Origin of the sequence: Embleya sp. NPDC005971 (assembly GCF_040629175.1) — a bacterium.
In the GTDB taxonomy this organism is placed as follows: Bacteria; Actinomycetota; Actinomycetes; order Streptomycetales; family Streptomycetaceae; genus Embleya.
In genome coordinates this window covers 33,837-52,825 of the sequence record NZ_JBEXUX010000068.1, presented here as the reverse complement: position 1 = coordinate 52,825, position 18,989 = coordinate 33,837, and the positions used below count along the sequence as shown (strand labels likewise).

Annotated in this window: 16 protein-coding genes; 13 read left to right on the top strand and 3 right to left on the bottom strand. The window is 70.3% G+C overall.

Annotated features, from left to right (window positions below; genetic code table 11):
• Window position 1: 1 nt before the first annotated feature.
• From ABZ374_RS39310 to ABZ374_RS39265, 10 genes are all read left to right on the top strand, one after another.
• The gene (locus ABZ374_RS39310) at window positions 2-295 is read left to right on the top strand and encodes a glutamate synthase-related protein (protein WP_360321174.1); all 294 of its coding nucleotides are present in this window, start codon (window positions 2-4) and stop codon (window positions 293-295) included.
• Window positions 214-1,527, top strand: a complete 1,314-nt coding sequence (locus ABZ374_RS39305; RefSeq protein WP_360321171.1) for an aminotransferase class III-fold pyridoxal phosphate-dependent enzyme — start codon at window positions 214-216, stop codon at window positions 1,525-1,527. Before ABZ374_RS39310 ends, ABZ374_RS39305 begins: the two co-directional genes overlap by 82 nt.
• A gap of 51 nt (window positions 1,528-1,578) precedes the next feature.
• Window positions 1,579-2,574: a zinc-binding dehydrogenase gene (locus tag ABZ374_RS39300; protein ID WP_360321168.1), complete on the top strand. Its 996-nt coding sequence runs from the start codon at window positions 1,579-1,581 to the stop codon at window positions 2,572-2,574.
• A gap of 125 nt (window positions 2,575-2,699) precedes the next feature.
• A complete protein-coding gene (locus tag ABZ374_RS39295) occupies window positions 2,700-4,310 on the top strand; it encodes a GH3 auxin-responsive promoter family protein (protein WP_360321165.1) in 1,611 nt (536 codons plus the stop codon).
• Window position 4,311: 1 nt separating this feature from the next.
• The gene (locus ABZ374_RS39290) at window positions 4,312-5,298 is read left to right on the top strand and encodes a TIGR03619 family F420-dependent LLM class oxidoreductase (RefSeq protein ID WP_360321162.1); all 987 of its coding nucleotides are present in this window, start codon (window positions 4,312-4,314) and stop codon (window positions 5,296-5,298) included.
• Window positions 5,292-6,053, top strand: a complete 762-nt coding sequence (locus ABZ374_RS39285) for a fumarylacetoacetate hydrolase family protein (RefSeq protein ID WP_360321159.1) — start codon at window positions 5,292-5,294, stop codon at window positions 6,051-6,053. Before ABZ374_RS39290 ends, ABZ374_RS39285 begins: the two co-directional genes overlap by 7 nt.
• Before the next feature lie 125 nt (window positions 6,054-6,178).
• A complete protein-coding gene (gene thrS, locus ABZ374_RS39280; protein ID WP_360321156.1) occupies window positions 6,179-8,194 on the top strand; it encodes a threonine--tRNA ligase in 2,016 nt (671 codons plus the stop codon).
• 106 nt (window positions 8,195-8,300) lie between these two features.
• Window positions 8,301-8,984, top strand: coding sequence for a DUF4190 domain-containing protein (locus ABZ374_RS39275; protein ID WP_360321153.1), 684 nt, complete (start codon window positions 8,301-8,303; stop codon window positions 8,982-8,984).
• A 464-nt stretch (window positions 8,985-9,448) separates the two neighbouring features.
• Complete coding sequence (locus tag ABZ374_RS39270; protein ID WP_360321150.1) at window positions 9,449-11,134, top strand: VCBS repeat-containing protein; 1,686 nt, start codon at window positions 9,449-9,451, stop codon at window positions 11,132-11,134.
• 125 nt (window positions 11,135-11,259) lie between these two features.
• Complete coding sequence (locus ABZ374_RS39265) at window positions 11,260-12,597, top strand: MATE family efflux transporter (RefSeq protein WP_360321147.1); 1,338 nt, start codon at window positions 11,260-11,262, stop codon at window positions 12,595-12,597.
• A gap of 106 nt (window positions 12,598-12,703) precedes the next feature.
• On the opposite strand, the gene ABZ374_RS39260 is transcribed toward ABZ374_RS39265, so the two are convergent.
• Window positions 12,704-13,681, bottom strand: a complete 978-nt coding sequence (locus ABZ374_RS39260; RefSeq protein ID WP_360321144.1) for a carbohydrate-binding protein — start codon at window positions 13,679-13,681, stop codon at window positions 12,704-12,706.
• Between the two features lie 696 nt (window positions 13,682-14,377).
• Between ABZ374_RS39260 and ABZ374_RS39255 the strand changes: the two genes are divergently transcribed.
• Window positions 14,378-14,986 (top strand): TetR/AcrR family transcriptional regulator, encoded by a 609-nt coding sequence (locus tag ABZ374_RS39255; RefSeq protein WP_360321141.1) that lies wholly within the window; start codon window positions 14,378-14,380, stop codon window positions 14,984-14,986.
• A 38-nt stretch (window positions 14,987-15,024) separates the two neighbouring features.
• On the opposite strand, the gene ABZ374_RS39250 is transcribed toward ABZ374_RS39255, so the two are convergent.
• Window positions 15,025-15,789 (bottom strand): glucose 1-dehydrogenase, encoded by a 765-nt coding sequence (locus ABZ374_RS39250; protein WP_360321138.1) that lies wholly within the window; start codon window positions 15,787-15,789, stop codon window positions 15,025-15,027.
• A 248-nt stretch (window positions 15,790-16,037) separates the two neighbouring features.
• Here ABZ374_RS39250 and ABZ374_RS39245 point away from each other — a divergent pair, with 248 nt between their 5' ends.
• Complete coding sequence (locus ABZ374_RS39245) at window positions 16,038-17,231, top strand: saccharopine dehydrogenase NADP-binding domain-containing protein (protein ID WP_360321135.1); 1,194 nt, start codon at window positions 16,038-16,040, stop codon at window positions 17,229-17,231.
• Between the two features lie 135 nt (window positions 17,232-17,366).
• Here ABZ374_RS39245 and ABZ374_RS39240 read toward each other — a convergent pair whose 3' ends face one another.
• Window positions 17,367-18,059: a helix-turn-helix domain-containing protein gene (locus ABZ374_RS39240; RefSeq protein ID WP_360321132.1), complete on the bottom strand. Its 693-nt coding sequence runs from the start codon at window positions 18,057-18,059 to the stop codon at window positions 17,367-17,369.
• 311 nt (window positions 18,060-18,370) lie between these two features.
• Here ABZ374_RS39240 and ABZ374_RS39235 point away from each other — a divergent pair, with 311 nt between their 5' ends.
• On the top strand, window positions 18,371-18,970 hold the full coding sequence (locus ABZ374_RS39235; protein WP_360321129.1) for a dihydrofolate reductase family protein: 600 nt from the start codon (window positions 18,371-18,373) through the stop codon (window positions 18,968-18,970).
• Window positions 18,971-18,989 lie beyond the last annotated feature (19 nt).

Below are 18,989 nucleotides of genomic sequence, written 5' to 3'. Positions count from 1 at the left end.
CCTGGTCAACGCCGACGACATCCAGATCAAGATGGCCCAGGGCGCCAAGCCCGGCGAAGGCGGCCAACTCCCCGGCCACAAGGTCCACCTGCACGGCGCACGGCGACGCCCCGCCCCCGACCGTCGAAATACCCGACAGGACACCCGAACACGGAAGGGCTCCAAGTGGACAAGACGGATGTCGACCGGCTGCGCAGGCTCGATCGCGACCACATGTGGTACCCGTGGACGCCGATGGACGCCTGGATGGCCGAGGACCAGTTGGTCGTCGAACGCGCCGACGGATGTTGGCTGATCGACCCGGACGGCAAACGCTATCTCGACGGCCGCTCCTCGATGGGGATGAACCTGCACGGGCACGGCCGCCCCGAACTCGTCGAGGCCCTGGTGGCGCAGGCCCGCAAGGCGGGCGAGACCACGCTCTACCGCGTCTCGCATCCGGCCGCGGTGGAACTGGCCGCCCGGCTCGCGGGCATGGCGCCGCCCGGATTGCAGCGGGTGTTCTTCGCCGAATCCGGGTCGACCGCCGTGGAGACGGCGTTGAAGGCGGCCTACGCGTACTGGGTGGCCAAGGGCGAACCGGAACGCTCCACCTTCGTCTCGATGACCAACGGCTACCACGGCGAGACCCTCGGCACGATCAGCCTGCGCGGCGTCAACACCGAACAGGTCGACATGATCCGCAAGACCTACGAGCCGTTGCTGTACCCCTCCCTGTCCTTCCACCAGCCCAACTGCTACCGATGCCCGATCGGCAGGACCAGGGCGGACTGCGCGATCGACTGCACGGATTCGCTGGAGGAGATCCTGGTCCGGGAGAAGGGCCGGATCGCCGCGGTCATCGTCGAACCCCGGGTCCAGGCCCTGGCCGGCGTGATCGCCGCGCCCGAGGGCCACCTGGCCAAGGTCGCGGAGATCGCCCGGCGCCACGGGGTGTTGCTGATCGCGGACGAGGTCCTCACCGGCTGGGGGCGCACCGGAGCGACGTTCTCGTGCGCGGCCGAGGGCGTCAGCCCGGACCTGCTGACCGTCGGCAAGGCGCTCACGGGCGGCTACCTGCCGCTGTCCGCCACCCTGGCCACCGAGGAGATCTTCGAGGCGTTCCGCGGCGGAGTGTTCCTCAGCGGCAGCACCTACTCCGGCTACGCGCTCGGCGCCGCGGTCGCGCTGGCCAGCCTGGACCTGTACGAGAAGGAGGACGTGCTCGGCCGCGCCCGAGCCCTGGCCGAAGTCCTCACCGAGGAACTCGAACCGGTCCGCCGACTCACCCACGTCGGCGATGTCCGCCAACTCGGGCTGCTCGCCGGCATCGAGCTGGTCGCCGATCGCGACACCCGCGAACTCTTCCCGCCCGGGGACCGCATCGTCGAACGCATCTGCACCCTCGCGCGCGACTCCGGCGTCCTGGTCAACGCCGTACCCGGCGACGTGATCACCATGCTGCCGTCACCCTCGATGAGCCCGGAGGACCTGCGCTTCCTCATCCGCACGGTGACCGAGGCCATCCGCGGGGTGACGGGCCCGTAGGCCCTGCCCGGCGGACGCCGGGACGCCCCTCCCTCCTGAGGAGTTGACGCAGTGACAGACCTGATGCGGGCGGCGATCATCCACGCGTGGGGAGGACCGGATCGGCTCCAACCGGGCCACATCCGGCGCCCGGTTCCCCGCCCGGGATGGCTCCGGGTGCGGGTCGAGGCATGCGCGCTGAACCACCTGGACATCCTGGTGCGACGCGGGCTGCCGGGCGTACGGCTGGAGCTGCCGCACGTCTCGGGCGGCGACGTCGTCGGGATCGTCGAACAGGCCACCGACGAGGTGGGCGAGAAACTCGTCGGCCGCCGGGTCCTGCTGGACCCGATCATCGGGCGGGGCATCCTCGGCGAGCACCACTGGGGTGGTCTCGCCGAGTATGTGGTGGCCCCCGCCGAGAACGCCATCCCGCTGCCCGACGACCGGGGCGACCCGACCCGGTTCGCGGCGCTGCCGATCTCCTACGCGACGGCGCACCGCATGTTGTTCACCCGGGCGCGCCTGCGGGCCGGCGAGACGATGCTGCTGTTCGGCGCCACCGGCGGAGTGGGCCTGGCCTGCGTACAGTTCGCCATCCGCGCCGGCGCGCAGGTGATCGCCTGCTCCGGTTCGCCGGACAAGCTCGCCCGACTGCGCGAACTCGGGGTCGGCGAGAGCATCGACGTCGGCCGGGAGGACGTGCGGGCCCGGGTCAAGGAGATCACCGGCGGCGTCGGCGTCGACGTCGTCGTGGACTACCAGGGCAAGGACACCTGGCCGACCTCGTTGCGGTGCGTGCGGCGCGGCGGCCGGATCGTCACCTGCGGCGCCACCACCGGGTTCGAGGCCACCACCGACCTGCGCTACCTCTGGTCCAGGGAAGTGGACATCCTCGGCTCCAACGCCTGGTCCCGGCACGACCTCGAAACGGTCCTCGAACTGGTCACCACCAAGGAGCTGGAACCGGTCGTCCACGCCGACTTCCCACTCTCCCGGGTCCGCGAGGCGGTGGCCGAACTAGAGGAACGGCGGGCGTTCGGGAAGGTCGTCGTCCGGGTCGACTGACGCGGGCTCCGTCGACCGCCGCAACATCACGTGAACTGGCCTCATCCATGGGGGACGTCGTGGCTGCTGTGTGGAAAACCGTGCTCCACCAACGCTTCTTGGAAAGGACACAGGATGCGTTGGCGATGCAGCGGAAAATCTGCGAACAACCCGCGGACGTGGTCGACGCCGTGTTCGCCGACCTGCTCGCCGTGTCGGCCGACACGGCGTTCGGGCGCGAACACGGCATCGGTCGGGTCCGCAAGGAACGGGAATGGAAGGACGCGGTCCCCATCCGCAACTACGACGAGCTGTCGCCATTCGTGAGCCGGCAACTCGCGGGGGAGCCGAACGTCCTCACCACCGACGACCCGTACGCCTTCCTGCGCACCTCCGGCACGACGGGCCACGCCAAGCTCGTGCCCACCACGAGCCATTGGCGCCGGAACTACCGAGGGCCCGCGCTGTACGCGCAGTGGGGGCTGTACTTCGAGTGGCTGGGCACCGAACGGCTCACCGGCGAGGAGTTACTCGACCTGTCCTGGGAGCCCGGACCGGTGCACGACCACCACCACGGCTTCCCGGTCTACAGCATCACCGAGCGCCCGCTGTCCGAGGAAGCCGGCGACTGGATTCCCCCGTGGTGCTCGGCCGACTGGTTCCCCCGCGACCCCGACGCATCCACGCTGGCCGAATCGCTGTACACCAAACTGCTGCGCTTGGCCGGACACGACCTGCAATTGATCGTCTCGGTGAACCCGTCCAAACTCGTGCTGCTCGCCGAGACACTGCGGCACAACGGCGAGCGGCTGGTGCGCGAACTGCACGAGGGCCGCCCCTCGGTTCGGGCCGCGGACCAGGCCCTCGCCCGCCGACTGGCCGAGGTGTTCGACCGCGCCGGCGGGCCGCGCCTGACCGACCTGTGGCCGAACCTGCGGCTGCTGGTGTGCTGGAACTCGGCCTCGGCCGCGCTGTACCGACCCTGGTTGTCCCAACTCGCGCCGGGCGTGGCGACCCTGCCGTTCAGTACCACCGGCACCGAGGGCATCGTCACGCTCCCGGTCGACAACCACCCCTCCGCCGGGCCGCTCGCGATCAACCAGGGCCACTTCGAGTTCGTACCGTGGCCCGACCTGTGCGACGGCAGCGCGCTGCCCGCCGACGCCCCCACGCTGGGCTACGACGAGTTGGAGGAGGGCGTCGACTACCGGCTGGTGATGAGCCAGGCCAACGGTCTGCACCGCTACGACGTGGGCGACGTCTACCGCGTCGCCGGTTTCGTGGGCGTCACACCACGCCTGGAGTTCCTCGGGCGCGCGGGCTTCCAGATCTCGTTCACCGGGGAGAAGCTGACCGAATCCGACGTCCACGTCGCGGTGACCAGGGTGCTGGGCGCCGGCCCCCGCCCCGACTTCTCCGGCATCCCCCAGTGGGGAACACCGCCGGGCTACCTGGTCGCGGTCGAATGGACGGACCCGCGGACCCCCCTGGACATCGCGACCGCCGGCCGCCGCATCGACGAGGTGCTGCAGGAGGTCAACGTGGAATACGCCGACAAGCGCCGCAGCGGCCGACTTCAGCCGCTGCGCGTCCTGCCGCTCGTCCCGGGCGCGTTCCTCAAGGTCAGCGAGCAGCGGTTCCGCAGCGGCACCGCGGGCGCCCAGATCAAACACCACTGGCTGCAACGGGACGCGGAATTCCTCACCACACTGCGGGAACTGGGCCTGGTGCTGCACCACTGCCCGGCGGAGGCGTGAGGTGAGGATCGGATTCGCCGCACCGGTCTCCGGCGGGTGGGCCGGCCCCGCCGAGATCGCGCACATCGCCCGCACCGCCGAACGGCTGGGCTACCACTCGCTGTGGACCTACCAGCGACTGTTCGGCGCGGTCGACGGCTCCTGGGGCGAGGCCGGCCGCAGCGTGCACGACCCGCTGATCACGCTGGCGTACCTCGCCGCGCACACCAGCCGGATCCGGTTGGGCGTCGCGGTGCTCGTGATGCCGCTGTACGCGCCGGCCGTGCTGGCCAAACAGCTCACCAGCCTCGACGTGTTGTCCGCCGGACGGCTGGACGTGGGCGTCGGCAACGGCTGGGCCGACGAGGAATTCGCCGCCGCCGGCGTGTCCGCGCACGGCGTGGGCCGCCGCGCCGACGACTTCCTCGCCTGCCTGCACGCGCTGTGGACCCGGGAGATCGTCGAACACGAGGGCCCGTTCTACCGGGTGCCACCCGTGCGCTTCGAACCCAAGCCGGTCCAGGCACCGCACCCGCCGGTGTTGCTGGGCGGCAACGCCGATGCCGTGCTGCGCCGTGCCGGGCGCCGGTGCGACGGCTGGATCGCGAGTGGCAGGACCGATCCGGCGTCCATCGGGCGTTCGATCGCGGTCGTTCGCGACGCCGCCGAACGGGCGGGGCGCGACCCGGACACGCTGCGGTTCGTCTTTCGCGCCCCGATCCGGCTGCGCCCGGACGGCACCGGCGGGCAGTCGCCGCTGGGCGGGCCCGCCGCCAAGATCAGGGACGATGTCGCCGCGCTCGCGGACACCGGCCTGACCGAGGTCTTCCTCGACCCGAACTTCGACCCCGAGGTCGGTTCCCCGGACGCCGATGCCGAGCAGGCACGCGACCGCGTCGAACTGCTGCTCGACGAACTGGCCCCCGAGCCCGGCCCGGCGCCCGCACACGGCGCGGCCCCCGACCACCGCGCAGCCCCCGAACACCGCCCGAAGGACACCCCATGCTGATCGCACGCATCGACACCGATCGCGGACCCCGGCCCGCCCTGATCGACCCGGACGCGCAACTGGCCCGGCTGCTGGACGGCGATCCGTTCGGCGAGTACCACCTCACCCGCGAGAGTGTGCCGTTGCCGCAGGCCCGACTGCTCGCGCCGGTACTGCCGAGCAAGGTGCTGGTGGCCGGGCGCAACTACGGCGATCCGGCGACCGCGACACCCGACCTGGTGATCAACCTCAAGCCCTCCACCGCCGTGGTCGGCCCCGGCGAACCCGTGCTGCTGCCCGCCGAATCGAGCGAGGTGCGCTTCGAGGGCGAACTGGCCGTGGTGATCGGCCGCCGCTGTCGCGACGTGCCGGAGGCGGACGCGGACCGGGTCGTGTTCGGCTACACCTGCGCCAACGACGTCACCGCATGGGACATCGGCCAACCGGGCGGACACTGGACCAAGGCCAAGAGCTTCGACACGTTCTGCCCGCTGGGACCGTGGATCCGAACCGACCTGGACCCCGCCGACGTCGCCGTGCGCACCGTGGTCGACGGCGAACTGCGGCAGGACGGCTCGACCAAGGAGATGATCCGGGGCGTGGCCGCAGTGGTGGCGCGGTGCAGTGCGCTGATGACGCTGTTGCCCGGCGACGTGATCCTCACCGGCACCCCGGCCGGCTCCGGAGCCCTGCACCCCGGCGATACCGTCGAGGTGCACATCGACGGTATCGGCTCCCTCGCCAACCCGGTGCTCGCGCACCCGGGCACCGCGTGAACTGGCCTGTCGGTAGGCGGTGATCGTCAACAGCGGCGTGAGTGGAGTGACTACACTGACACTGCTGGTGAGATCTTTGCGCCGCTGTTGATCCTGTGATCGTGTGATCCGTGAGGAGAGTTCCTGTGTCTGCATCCCTACCTGTCGGTGAGACCGAACGCATCGTCGTGGTCCCGGTAGGGACGACGTGCACCGACGCGGTGGCCGCGGCCAAGTTGCCGATGGCGGGCCCGAACGCGATCGTCGCCGTGCGCGACCGGGAGGGCGTGCTGCACGACCTGGACTGGACGCCGGACGTCGAGGTCGAGGTCGGGGCGGTCGCGCTGTCCAGCCCGGACGGCCTGAACGTACTGCGTCACTCCACGGCGCACGTGCTGGCGCAGGCGGTACAGGACCTGTGGGCGGAGGCCCGGCTCGGTATCGGCCCGCCGATCGAGAACGGCTTCTACTACGACTTCGACGTCGAGCGCCCGTTCCAGCCGGAGGATCTGGAGCGGGTCGAGAAGCGCATGCAGGAGATCATCAAATCCGGCCAGCGCTTTCAGCGGCGGGCGTTCCCGTCCCTGGAGGCCGCCAAGGCCGAACTCGCGGCCGAGCCCTACAAGCTCGAACTCATCGACCTCAAGGGCGACGTCGACACCGACGAGGTGATGGAGGTCAGCGGCGGTCAGCTCACCATCTACGACAACGTCGACGCCAAGACCGGCGAGGTGTGCTGGTCCGACCTGTGCCGCGGCCCGCACCTGCCCTCGACCCGGCTGATCCCGGCGTTCAAGGTGATGCGCAGCGCGGCGGCCTACTGGCGCGGCAGTGAGAAGAACCCGCAGCTCCAGCGGATCTACGGCACCGCCTGGCCGACCAGGGACGCGCTGAAGGCGCACCTGAAGATGCTGGAGGAGGCCGCCAAGCGCGACCACCGCCGCATCGGCGAGGACATGGACCTGTTCGCGTTCAGCAAGGAGATCGGCCGCGGCCTGCCGCTGTGGCTGCCCAACGGCACGATCATCCGGGACGAGCTGGAGGGCTGGGCGCGCCGCACCGAACACAAGCTGGGCTACCAGCGGGTGGTCACTCCGCACATTACGCAGGAAGACCTGTACTACCTCTCCGGGCACCTGCCGTACTACGCCGACGACCTGTACGCGCCGATCGACATCGACGGCGAGAAGTACTACCTCAAGCCGATGAACTGCCCGCACCACCACATGGTCTACAAGGCCCGGCCGCACAGCTACCGCGACCTGCCCTACAAGATCGCCGAGTACGGCACGGTGTACCGGTTCGAACGCAGCGGCCAACTGCACGGCATCATGCGCACCCGGGGCTTCACCCAGAACGACGCGCACATCTACTGTACGCACGAGCAGGCCAAGGACCAGTTCCTCGAGGTCATGCGGATGCACGCGGACTACTACCGGACGCTGGGCATCACCGACTTCTACATGGTGCTCGCGCTGCGCGATCCGGCGAACAAGGACAAGTACCACGACGACGAGCCGATGTGGGAGACGGCCGAGCGGATCACCCGTGAGGCCATGGAGGAGTCCGACATCCCGTACAAGATCGACCTCGGTGGCGCGGCACACTACGGCCCCAAGGTCGACTTCATGATCCGGGCCGTCACCGGCAAGGAGTTCGCCGCCTCCACCAACCAGGTCGACCTGTACACGCCACAACGGTTCGGGCTGACCTACCACGACTCGGACGGCACCGAGAAGCCCGTGGTCGTCATCCACCGCGCCCCGCTGGGTTCGCACGAACGCTTCACGGCCTACCTGACCGAGCACTTCGCGGGCGCGTTCCCGGTCTGGCTCGCGCCGGAGCAGGTCCGCATCATCCCCCTCGTGGACGAGCTGATGGACTACGCGACGGAGATCCGCAACCTCCTGCTGGACGCGGACGTCCGGGCCGACGTGGATGGCAGCGACGGCCGGATGAACGCCAAGGTGCGCACCGCGATCACCCGCAAGATCCCGCTGATCGTGGTGGTGGGCAGGCGCGAGGCCGAACAGCGCACGGTGACCGTCCGCAACCGCGCGGGCGAGGAAGTCCCCATGCCACTCGACGAGTTCGTCACCCACGTGAGCGACCTGATCAAGACCAGGAGCCTGGACGGCGCCGGCCACCTGCGCCGCGCCTGACCCCGACCACCGGCCGGCCGGCCTCACCCGGCCGGCCGGTGGGTGCCCGGCGCGCCCGCGCTAAAGTGCGGGGCTTCACTGCCGCGAGCACCAGGGGGAAACCGTCATGGCGCAGATACCGAGCCCGAGCGCGCCGCCCGAGACCGGGCCATTACCCGGGGCGAGCGAGACCGCGCCGAAACCGCCGTACAACCTGCTCGCCGTCCTCGCACCCATCATCGGCTTCGTCTGCTCGTTCCTGCCGGTGGGCCTGGCCCTGGGCATCGTCGCGCTCCAACGCATCAAACACACCCGCGAGCGCGGCCGTTGGCTGGCCTGGACGGCCATCGCGATGAACTCCGCGATGATCGTCTTCTTCCTGATCGTGCTGATCTTCGTGGCCGTCACCGACGACGACCCGCCGGACCGGCCCTCCCCGGCCGCGGTTCCCGCCAAGGGCGACTGCTTCGTCGCCGCGACCGCGGCGGAAACGCCCACCACCTTCGACGACATCCGCGTGGTCCCCTGCACCCGCGTGCACACCGGCGAGATCTACGCCCTGTTCACGATCGACTCCCAGGCACCCACCCCGGACCCCACGTCGCTGCGCACCCTCGCGACCGCCCGCTGCGCCGCGTCGGCCCGCGACTTCCTGCCCTCGTCGGGCATCGCACTCGCGCCGCGTGACGCGCACTTCCTCCTGCCCGACTCGCGGCAGTGGGAGATGGGCCAACGTACGGTCGGCTGCTACGCCCGCGACTCCGGGGTGCGCCTCACCGGCCCCGAGGAACGCCGAACCACCGGGCGGTGATTGCCGTGATTCCGGGGATTGTCGGGGACCTTCGGATGAACTTCCCGTGGATTTCTCCCACGCGGACGCCGCCGTGCGCCTTCCCCGCGATCGGGCCGTAGCCGCGGATGAATTCCTCCGGAGAAGTGCGTCCGGAGCGAACAGCGGCAAAATGTCCGTCCCCGACCCGACGTCCGACTTCCGGGAATCGACAGCGCGGCGTGCGAAATCCCTTTCGCCAAGGCGCAATTCATTCCTTTTCGGTCTCTCGGATCCATCTGTGGTGATACCGAGAGGGCAGGAAAACCAGTCGTATGTTTGTCGGTCTCCTGGGCTAATATCTGCGCAGCCTGTAGCGGTGAACACGGCCCATCCCCGGTTGCCGGTTTTCCTCGCTCCAGGGCCACGCTCTCGAGGGGATTCATTTTTTGTTCAAGACATCCAGCCGTCCTTCCCGGCCGTTCTCACCGGGAAACCTCGGCAAGTTGGCTGCCGTCTGCCTCGTCGGCAGCCTCGGGGTCGGCCTCACCGCCTCCGCCGCGCACGCGGACGAGACGAAGCCGGTCCCCGGCCCGATCGACCACTCGAGCATCGCCGGATCGCAGGTCGACCGGCACATGGGACACCCGCTCCAGTACCAGCCGAAGGCGACGAAGAAGGCCGCTCCCGAGGGCAAGCAGTCGCCGCAAGCGCTGACGGCGGGACGAGCCGTCCCGGGTGACGTCGACGGTGACCGCATCAGCGACATCGTCGAAATCGGCCTGAACGGCAGGACGTTCCTCAGTACCAGCAAGAACAACAGCCACGAGCTCGGGCTCGGTGCCATCGACACGGCGCTCCTGCCGGGCGACATCGACAACAACGGTGAGGGCGACCTCATCGTCCGGACCGTCACCGGCGAGCTGCGCTGGTACACCGGCTCGCAGATCAGCGGCACACCCGTTTCGTACGTGGTCATCGGTACGGGCTGGAACATCTACAACCGCATCACCTCGGCGGGCGACCTCAGCGGGGACGGGCACCCCGACCTGGTGGCCCGCGAGCCCGGTGGCGACCTCTACCTGTACAAGGGTCTGGGCAACGGGCGCTTCGGCGACCGGATCAAGATCGGGAACGGTTGGGGCATCTACGACCAGATCACGGTCGCCGGCGACCTCACCGGCGACGGCGAATCGGACCTGCTCGCCCGGCTGCCCGACGGCACCCTCTACCGTTACGACGGCAACGGGTCCGGCGGCTTCAAGGACCGCGTCCAGATCGGCTTCGGCTGGCAGGCGTACAACCAGATCGTCGCAGGCGGCGACTGGAACGGCGACGGTGCGTTCGAGGTCCTGGCCCGGACCTACTCCGGCGGCATGTACAAGTACTCGTCGCTGGGCAACGGCCAGTTCGGCGACCGCGTGTGGATGGTGGACAACACCAACTACACGGCGGTGTTCGCCAACATGGGCGGGGCCGTCCAGCGCGGCAAGGGTGCCGTGTTCGGCGTCGAGTCGAACAACACCCTGTTCTACTACGGCGCCAACAACAAGGGCGGGTTCGAAGACCGTTCGTCGGTGACCACCGACTGGACCTTCCCGCTGTTCCACCTCAACTCGCTGGGCACCGACTACACGTCGGACCTGCTCACGGTGGACGGCAACAACTCGCTGTACACGCTGGAAAACGGCGGCCACGTGCTGGAGCCGAACTGGGGTGGGAACACCGCCACGTTCAGCCCCGGCGACCTCAACCGTGACGGCTACAACGACCTCGTCACCCGCCAGGGCAACGGGGACCTGTACCTGTACCGCGCGTACGGCGACTCGGTGCTCAGCTCGCAGCCGATCTTCCTCGGCCAGGGCTGGAACATCTACAACGCGGTGATCGGCGCCGGCGACATGACCGGCGACGGCATCGGCGACGTGGTCGCCCGCACTCCGGGCGGCGACCTGTACGTCTACCCGGGGCTCGGCAACAACTACCTGGGTGACCGGATCAAGATCGGGAACGGCTGGGGCATCTACGACCGCCTCGTCGCTCCCGGCGACATGGACGGTGACGGCCTCGCCGACATCATCGCCCGCGACTCCTCGGGCAAGCTCTTCTCGTACGGCGCCAAGCAGTACGGGGGCCTGAAGGACCGCGTCCAGATCGGAAACGGCTGGGGCGTCTACAAGGCGATCGCCTGATCACCGAGTAAGCGTCGCGAAACGATCGAGCGACCCCCGCCGGACACCTTCGGGTGCCCGGCGGGGGTCGCCGTCGTTTCCACCCGAACCGACGACGTTTCACGACGAAGATGCCATGGAGAGACATGCCCGACAACGAACCGGAAGCAGGGCGCGGCGATTTCGCGCGCATCGCCGGGGCCGCGTTACCGCTGTATCTGACGATGATCACGGCATCGGCCGCGGCGTTGGTGGACACCGCCGTGCTCGGTCATCAAGGGGCCGCCGAACTGGCCGCGTTCGCCGTGACGATGGCGGTATTCGGTCCGGTGATCGCCGTCGTATCCGGCGTGCTTCGCGGCCTGATGCCGATCGTGGCCGAGTACGCCGAGGATCCCGACGCGTTGTTGCCCGTGGTGCGCAACGGCCTGTGGGTGGCCCTGACGGTCGGGGGCGCGGGCGCCGGCGCGGTCGCGGCCGTGCCGTTGCTCGGTCGCCTGGGCGGAGTACCCGACGGCACGCTCGACCGACTGGGTTCGTTCCCCTGCCTCCTGGCCGGCTCGGTACTCGTGACCGCGATCGGCGCGTCGGCCGGGTCGGTCCTGATCGGGCTGGGCCGCGGCAGAGCGGTGATGCGCGCGGGGCTGTACGGGACGGGCACCGCCGTGGTGTTGTCGCTCCTCCTGGTCCGGGGCCAGGGGCCGGTGCCCTCGCTCGGGCTGCCGGGGGCGGGCCTGGCGATGCTCGCCTCCGGCGTGATCGGCGCCGCGGTGGGCTGGACGGCGCTGCGACGCGCCATCGTTTCGGCGGGTCGGCGGCTGCGGCCGGGGCGACCCGATCCCCGCGAGATGGCGCGCTGCGCCCGGATCGGCCTTCCCCTGGCCGGGACGGTCCTGATCAAGTTCGCGGTGCTGGGCGCCCTTTCGTTCGCGGCGGCCCGGATCGACACCACGAGCGCCGCCGTGCACAGCGTGTGTGTCTCGCTGGTCAATGTGCTGTTCACGGTCGCGGTGGCGGTCGGCCAGGCCAGTGTGCCGTTGGTCGTGGGGCACGCGGCGAACCGGGACACGATGGCGACCCGACGGGTCGTGCGGCACGGCGCGGGCGTCGCACTGTGCGCCGTCGCGATCCTGGCCGCGGTGCTCGTCGCCTTCCACACCCCGATCGTGTCGATCTTCACCGACGACGAGCGGCTGCGGTCCGGGGTGGTCGGGCAACTGCCCGTCCTCCTGGTCGTCGTCGTGGCCGACGCACTCCAGGCCGTGTACGGATTCGGCCTGATCGGGCTCCAGCGCACGATGCCCAGCTTCTGGGCGTTCGCCTGCTGCTACGGCCTGCTCGTCGCCGCCGCCGTGCCCCTGGCCGCCGCCGGCGGCCTCGGCGCACTGTGGTCCGCCCTCGCCTGCGCCAACCTCGTCCTGCTCCTCGCCCAGGCCGCCTCCTTCCACCGCTTCAGCGGGACTCCGGCCGGCGCGCGGACGTGACCCGGCGACGCCGGGCGGGTCGGTCGGCCTCGGAGCCGGCCGCCGAGATGGCGGAGCGCCGGACGGGGGTCGAGCCGACCCGTCCGGCGCCCGGTCGTGGGGACGATCAGGGGTGCACCGTCCAGTGGTGGTTCTGCGCGGCCCGGGTGAAGGTCAGCGACGGGCACAGGAAGTCGGCGCCGCGCGGGTTGGTACTGGTCCAGGGCGAGTCGGTGGAGGTGGCGAGCTGCCACGTGCCGCCCCTGCGGAGCTTGATGTCGGCGCTGTCGAACGTCGTGTTGCGCGCCTCGCTGCAGAAGTAGCCCTTGCCGGTCGCGGGGTTGACCGTGGCGTAGATCTCGAAGATGTCCCAGCCGTACTTGAGCGCGCTCTGGTCGGTGCCGGACGAGCGGAAGAGCAACTCCCAGGCTTGCGTGCGGTGGTTGAACAGGTAGGACGACCATGCGTTGCCCGAGGTCGCGTCCTTGCTCAACTGCACGCTGTAGGAGGCGACTCCGTTGACCGTGGTGGTGTACTTCGCCAGGAAGTCGGCGTCCACCTTCAGGGTCTTGGCGGGGCCGCTGGTGCCGCACCAGTCCCACGCCCATATCTCGGCGCCCAGGCTCCAGTAGGCGGTGACCACCTCCATGCACGAGTTCTGCGCCTTGGTGGTCGGGGCGTAGGTGAAGTTCTGCGAGTTGGCGACCTTGTACGAGGGATCCACGCTGTGCGTCGCGGTGATGCCGTCGTGGGTGCCCGGCTGCGGGAAGACACCCCAGAAGTTGTGTGTCGGCGCCAGGCTCGCGCCCGCGCCGGTGGTCGCGGCGTCGTTCGGGGTGCCGGCTGCGTCGCCGGCGAGCGTCGCGCGCAGTTTGGCACGTTGCTCGACGAAGGCGCGAACGGCCGCGTCGCGCCCGGGAGTCGGCGGGTCGGACTGGTTCTGCGCGACGACCCCGCGATGCGGCGCGGTGGGCGACGGAACGGCTCCGGACCGCTCCGAGCCGGTCGCCCCGGCGGGTGCGGCCAGGCCCAGCGCGACGAACGCGAGGGTGGCGACGAGGGCGGTCAACAGGTTGACGGGTAACGAGCGGGCGCGACGGGACATGCGTCTCCTCGGGAGGGGGCGAGAGTGGAGTGAAACTGGAGGACGGGCGCTGCCGCAGGGTCCGAACCAACCACCGTCGAGCGGGACTTTCTCGTACAGCTCCGGTCGGACGGCCTCAAGGTAGCGGGTGGGCCCATTCCGGGGTAATCACACCTGCCGATAACATCACAACCCCCACCCCACAAAAGGCCGTTCACCCCCTCGCCCACCTCACCCTCCGCCGCGCACGCCGCGCCGCAGACCACCCGCGCCATCCACGCGGCCGCGCCTCCGGTCCCACGCCGCCCACCGCCCGCGCCGCGCCACCACACTCGCGCGGCCCGCTTTGCTCGCCCCCCGCCGCCTGCCGTCCGTGATGCCTGTGTGGCGCGGCGCTCGCTCATCCGCCGCTCGCGCCGGGCCGCCCGCGACGCTTGCGATTCACCATGCCGGCGGCCTCGCCCCGCGCCACACCGCCCGCCTTCCGCGCTGCTCGCCGCTCGCCGCTCGCGCCGGGCCGTCCGGCGACCACCCGCCCGCTCGTCGCCCACCATCCGTGCCGGGCTGCCCCCGCCATCCGGTTTCCGCCCCGCCCGCCGCCGGCCCCGCGCCCGCCCTCACGCCCGTCGCCCGCGCCCCGCCGCCCACGCCCCGCCGTCAACCTCGTGCCGATACACAGTAGAGTGGACTGTTCGGTCCATTACGAGGAGGCGGCGCATGCCCGGGAAGTTGACGGCGAAGGGGCAGGCCACGCGCAGTCGGATCGTCGAGGGTGCGGCGGCGGTACTGCGGGAGAAGGGCGTCGTGGCGGCGACGCTCGACGACATCATGGCGCGGACCGGCACCAGCAAGAGCCAGCTCTTCCACTACTTCCCGAGCGGCAAGGACGAACTGCTCGTGGCGGTGGCCCAGTTCGAGGCGGACCGGGTCCTGGAGGACCAGCAGCCGTATCTCGGCCGCCTCGACTCGTGGGAGTCCTGGGAGCAGTGGCGGGACGTGGTGATCGAACGCTACGAAGCCCAGGGGGACCAGTGCCCGCTCGGTTCGCTGTTCCATCAGGTCGGGCGCTCGACCCCCGGGGCGCGGGCCATCGTGATCGAGTTGTTGCGCCGCTGGCAGGAAAGCCTGGCGGCGGGCATCCGGGCGCTCCAGGCGACCGGCGCGCTTCCCGCCGAACTCGACGTGGACGTACGGGCCGCGGCGCTGCTGGCCGCGATCCAGGGGGGCGTGTCGATCCTGTTGTCGACCGGCCGGTCCACACACTTGCGCGCCGCCCTCGATCAAGGCATCGCGGACCTGCGCCACGCGGGCCGCGCAGCGGCGTGACCGGTCCCCTCGTCGAGCCCCCGGCTCCCGCCCTCGCGTCAGCCGGCGATGACGGCGGCACCGGTGCGCCCGCCGTCGACGTCGAGCACGATCCCGTGCACGAACGAGGATTCGGCGCCGGCCAGATACACGGCGGCGTTCGCGATCGCGTCGGGGGTGCCCATCCGTCCGGCGGGAGTGCCCTTCATCATGACCTCGCCGGGGTGCACCTCTCCGGGCGTGGGCGTGAGCACCACCCCGGGAGAGATCGCGTTCACCCGCACACCCTGCGGCCCGAACTCCGCCGCCCAGGCCCGGGTCAGGGTCTCCATGGCCCCCTTGGTGGAGCTGTAGAGGGCGCCGACCGGAATGCCCAATCGTGCGATCCACGAGCCCAGGTTGACGACCGTTCCACCGCCGGCCTCCACCATGGCGGGCGCGACGGCAGCGGTCAGGAAGAACGGGGCCTTGACGTTGACCGCGTAGACCCGGTCGAAGGTGCTCTCGTCGGTGGCCGCCGTGGTGTCGCCGGGGTAGATGCCGGCGTTGTTGACCAGGACGTCGATGCGCCCACCGAGCACCCGCGTCGCCTCCCGGGCCAGTGCCCGCGAGGCGGCCGCGCTTCCGTCCAGGTCGGCCCGCACGAATTCGGCGCGACCGCCCAGGCGGCGGATGCCGTCGACCACCTCCCGGCCCCGCTCGGCGCTGCGGCCGGAGACGACGACATACGCTCCCTCGGCGGCGAAGGCCTCCGCGATCGCACGCCCGATATTGCTGGTCGATCCGGTCACCAGGGCGGTCCGGCCCTCAAGCCGCATGGACATGGTCCACTCCATCGTTCGGTTCTTCGGATGAACTCGCACGCCCGGTCGTCCGGGGCGCGCTGCCACTGTGCAGCGACAAAATTGGACTCGCAAGTCCAAACTCGGCGGCGTCTCGAACCGCGAACCGACGTTGCAGGACCTCGCGCACCGGGGAGGCATGACCGAGTCGGATGAAACGGCCGGCCGAGCCGTGGCCGGCACGCCCGTCCGGCCGACGAGTCGCCGCAACCACACCTGGAGAAGCCCGAATGCGCCACAACCCGAACCGTCAACGGCCTTACGATGTCGCGCTGTTCGGCGCGACGGGGTTCGTCGGCCGGCTCACCGCCCGGTACCTGTCGGCGCACGCGCCGCACGGTTGCCGCTTGGCGCTCGCGGGGCGTGACCCGAAGAAGCTGGAGGTCTTGCGGGCCGACCTGGCCGAGTCCTTCCCGGACCGGGCGGCCGATCTCGCGATCGTGGTCGCGGACGCCGGCGATCCGGCGACGATGCGCGCGTTGGCACAGTCCACGCGGGTGGTGGCGTCGACGGTGGGCCCGTACGGCTGGTACGGGGAGGAGCTGGTCGCCGCGTGCGCGGAGGCCGGTACGGACTACGCCGATCTCACCGGTGAACCCGAGTTCGTCGACCGGATGTTCGTGCGGCACGCGGGCCGGGCGCAGGAGACGGGTGCGCGGATCGTGCATTCCTGCGGTTTCGATTCGCTGCCGCACGACCTGGGCGTGTTCTTCACCGTCCGACAACTGCCGAAGGACGTGCCGTTGTCCGTCGACGGCTTCGTTCGGACCCGGGCGGGGATCTCGGGAGGGACGTTCGCCTCGGCCCTGTCCGTCATCGGTCGCGGGCTCCAGGCGACGGCCGCCGCGCGGGAGCGGCGACGGCACGAACCCGGGCTCGTCGGGCGCCGGGTCCGCATCGCGCCGGGCGCACCGCGGTTCAGCCGGGAGACGGGCGCGTGGGCGTTGCCGCTGCCCACGATCGACCCGATCGTGGTGGGGCGTTCGGCCGCCGCGCTGGAGCGGTACGGCCCCGACTTCCGTTACCGGCACTACGCGTCGGTGCAGACCCTGCCGATGGCGCTCGCGGCACCGATCGGGGCGGCGGCCCTGGTGGCCGCCGCGCAGATCCCTCCCGTGCGCTCCTGGTTGACGAGCCGGTACGCGCCGGGTCGCGGGCCGAACGAACAGCAACGAGGGCGCAGTTGGTTCCGGGTCCGGTTCGTCGGAGCGGGCGGGGGACAACAGGCGTTCACCGAGGTCTCGGGCGGCGACCCGGGTTACGACGAGACCGCGAAGATGCTCGGCGAGGCGGCCCTGTGCCTGGCGCTGGACCACCTGCCCGAGACCTCGGGACAGGTCACACCGGCGGCGGCGATGGGCGACGCGCTGATCGCCCGACTCCGCACGGCCGGCATCGGCTTCCGGGTCTGCCGAGTCCACTGACCCAACCACCCCGGGGCCGAGCGGCACAGCGATACCACTCGCAGAACACCCGCACCCTTGCCGGGAGTTGTCGTGTTCCGCGATCTTCCCCCGAGGCCGTGCAGGCCCTCATGGCGTCAACGCGCCGACCCGCACTCATCGGGCCGAGCGCCAATGCTCGGCCGACCGGACCAGGTCCCGCACCACCCGGTCGAGGAAGACCCCCATGTCGTCGAGGCGGCGGCCGGCCGGGGTCTGTTCGCCCAGGATCTCCGCCCCGTCGCGCGCGGCCTGTGCGACGGCGGTGTTGGTCCGGACGCTGGCGACGAGCGCGCGATACCAGACGTCGTCGTCGATCACGTACCTGTCCCGGCGCAACTCCTCGTCGCGTTCCCGCCGTACGAACAACTGCCCTTCCAGGTAGGCGACCGCCTTGGAGACGGAGGCCGGGCTGACCCGCAGGTGCAGGACCAGTTCCGCCGCGGTGAGGCTGCCGCTGTCGCTGGTGTACAGGCAGCCGAGCACGCGGGCCGGCATGCGCGGGATTCCCAGGTTGTTCAGGAGCGCGGCGAAGCGCACCGCGAACTCCCGTACGTCCTGCGGGTATGCCGCGGCGGCCGACCTGCCGGGCGAGTCGGGGGCGACCGCACCGCGGCGGGCCCGCCGTTGGGTGGCCCGGTGGGCGTGGTCCGCGCGGTAGTCGAGCGGGCCCGCGTTGCGCATCACTTCGCGGACGACCGTCGAGGTCGGCCGTTCCAGGCGCTTGGCGATGCCGCTGTAGGAGAGCCCTTCGGCCAGTCCTGCGGCGATCTGTTGGCGTTCCTGGCGGGTGAGTCTGCCTCCGGGCATGGCTGTTCGCTCCTGGGGTCCGTGCGTTCTCTCGGTCGAACCAGTCTCCTTGCAACGGTAGGTCATTGCAATATACGAGCCGGGAGACGTCATATTCATTGCAACAATTCCAACTCCCTGACCTGCTGTTTCAATGAAATATGGGCCTTGATCGATTGACGCTGAAGTAAATGCATCCTAGCGTTTGTCGCGTCGGAAAAGCAGAACGTCCCGGGGCGACGAATTCCGGAGACGGCGCGGTGTGTCGCACCCGTGCCACCGCCTCGACAACCCCGCTTTCGCAATCACCAGAAGAACAGCGAGATGTCCGAATGCGTATCGTAATCGCCGAATTCGTCAGCCTCGACGGCGTCGTACAGGCACCGGGCGGCCCGGAAGAGGACACCGACGGCGGCTTCGCCCACGGTGGTTGGACGCACCCCTACTTCGACCCGGCCGTCATGGGCAAGGCCCTGGCCGAGTGGAGCGTCACCACCGGGGCCATGTTGTTCGGCCGCAGCACCTGGCAGACCATGGCCGCCGCCTGGCCGGAGCGCGCGGGCGACCCGTTCGCCGACCACATGAACAACATCACCAAGTACGTCGTGACCAACACGCTCACCGACGACGATCTGACCTGGAACAACACCATCCGCATACCGGGCGACCAGGCATTGGAACAGATCACCAAGCTGCGGGACCTCGACGGCGGCGACCTGGTCGTCACCGGCAGCGCCTCGCTCGCCCGCACCCTCATCGCCGAAGGTCTCGCCGATGAACTCCGCCTGATGATCATGCCGGTACTTCTCGGCGGCGGAAAGACGATCTACCCGAGCGACGGCGCGCTGCGCGCCTTCGAACTCGTCTCCACCGTCACCAGCGGCACGGGGGTCCACGTGGCCACCTACCGCAAGGCCGCCGGCGCCGAGTAACGCAGCACCGCCGAACGAC

Excerpts from the sequence above, each read along its gene's own strand:
- ABZ374_RS39305 (WP_360321171.1), top strand. The coding sequence starts at position 214 with ATGTGGTACCCGTGGACGCCGATGGACGCCTGGATGGCCGAGGACCAG.
- ABZ374_RS39295 (WP_360321165.1), top strand. The coding sequence starts at position 2,700 with ATGCAGCGGAAAATCTGCGAACAACCCGCGGACGTGGTCGACGCCGTG.
- ABZ374_RS39285 (WP_360321159.1), top strand. The coding sequence starts at position 5,292 with ATGCTGATCGCACGCATCGACACCGATCGCGGACCCCGGCCCGCCCTG.
- ABZ374_RS39275 (WP_360321153.1), top strand. The coding sequence starts at position 8,301 with ATGGCGCAGATACCGAGCCCGAGCGCGCCGCCCGAGACCGGGCCATTA.
- ABZ374_RS39265 (WP_360321147.1), top strand. The coding sequence starts at position 11,260 with ATGCCCGACAACGAACCGGAAGCAGGGCGCGGCGATTTCGCGCGCATC.
- ABZ374_RS39260 (WP_360321144.1), bottom strand. The coding sequence starts at position 13,681 with ATGTCCCGTCGCGCCCGCTCGTTACCCGTCAACCTGTTGACCGCCCTC.
- ABZ374_RS39255 (WP_360321141.1), top strand. The coding sequence starts at position 14,378 with ATGCCCGGGAAGTTGACGGCGAAGGGGCAGGCCACGCGCAGTCGGATC.
- ABZ374_RS39250 (WP_360321138.1), bottom strand. The coding sequence starts at position 15,789 with ATGTCCATGCGGCTTGAGGGCCGGACCGCCCTGGTGACCGGATCGACC.
- ABZ374_RS39245 (WP_360321135.1), top strand. The coding sequence starts at position 16,038 with ATGCGCCACAACCCGAACCGTCAACGGCCTTACGATGTCGCGCTGTTC.
- ABZ374_RS39240 (WP_360321132.1), bottom strand. The coding sequence starts at position 18,059 with ATGCCCGGAGGCAGACTCACCCGCCAGGAACGCCAACAGATCGCCGCA.
- ABZ374_RS39235 (WP_360321129.1), top strand. The coding sequence starts at position 18,371 with ATGCGTATCGTAATCGCCGAATTCGTCAGCCTCGACGGCGTCGTACAG.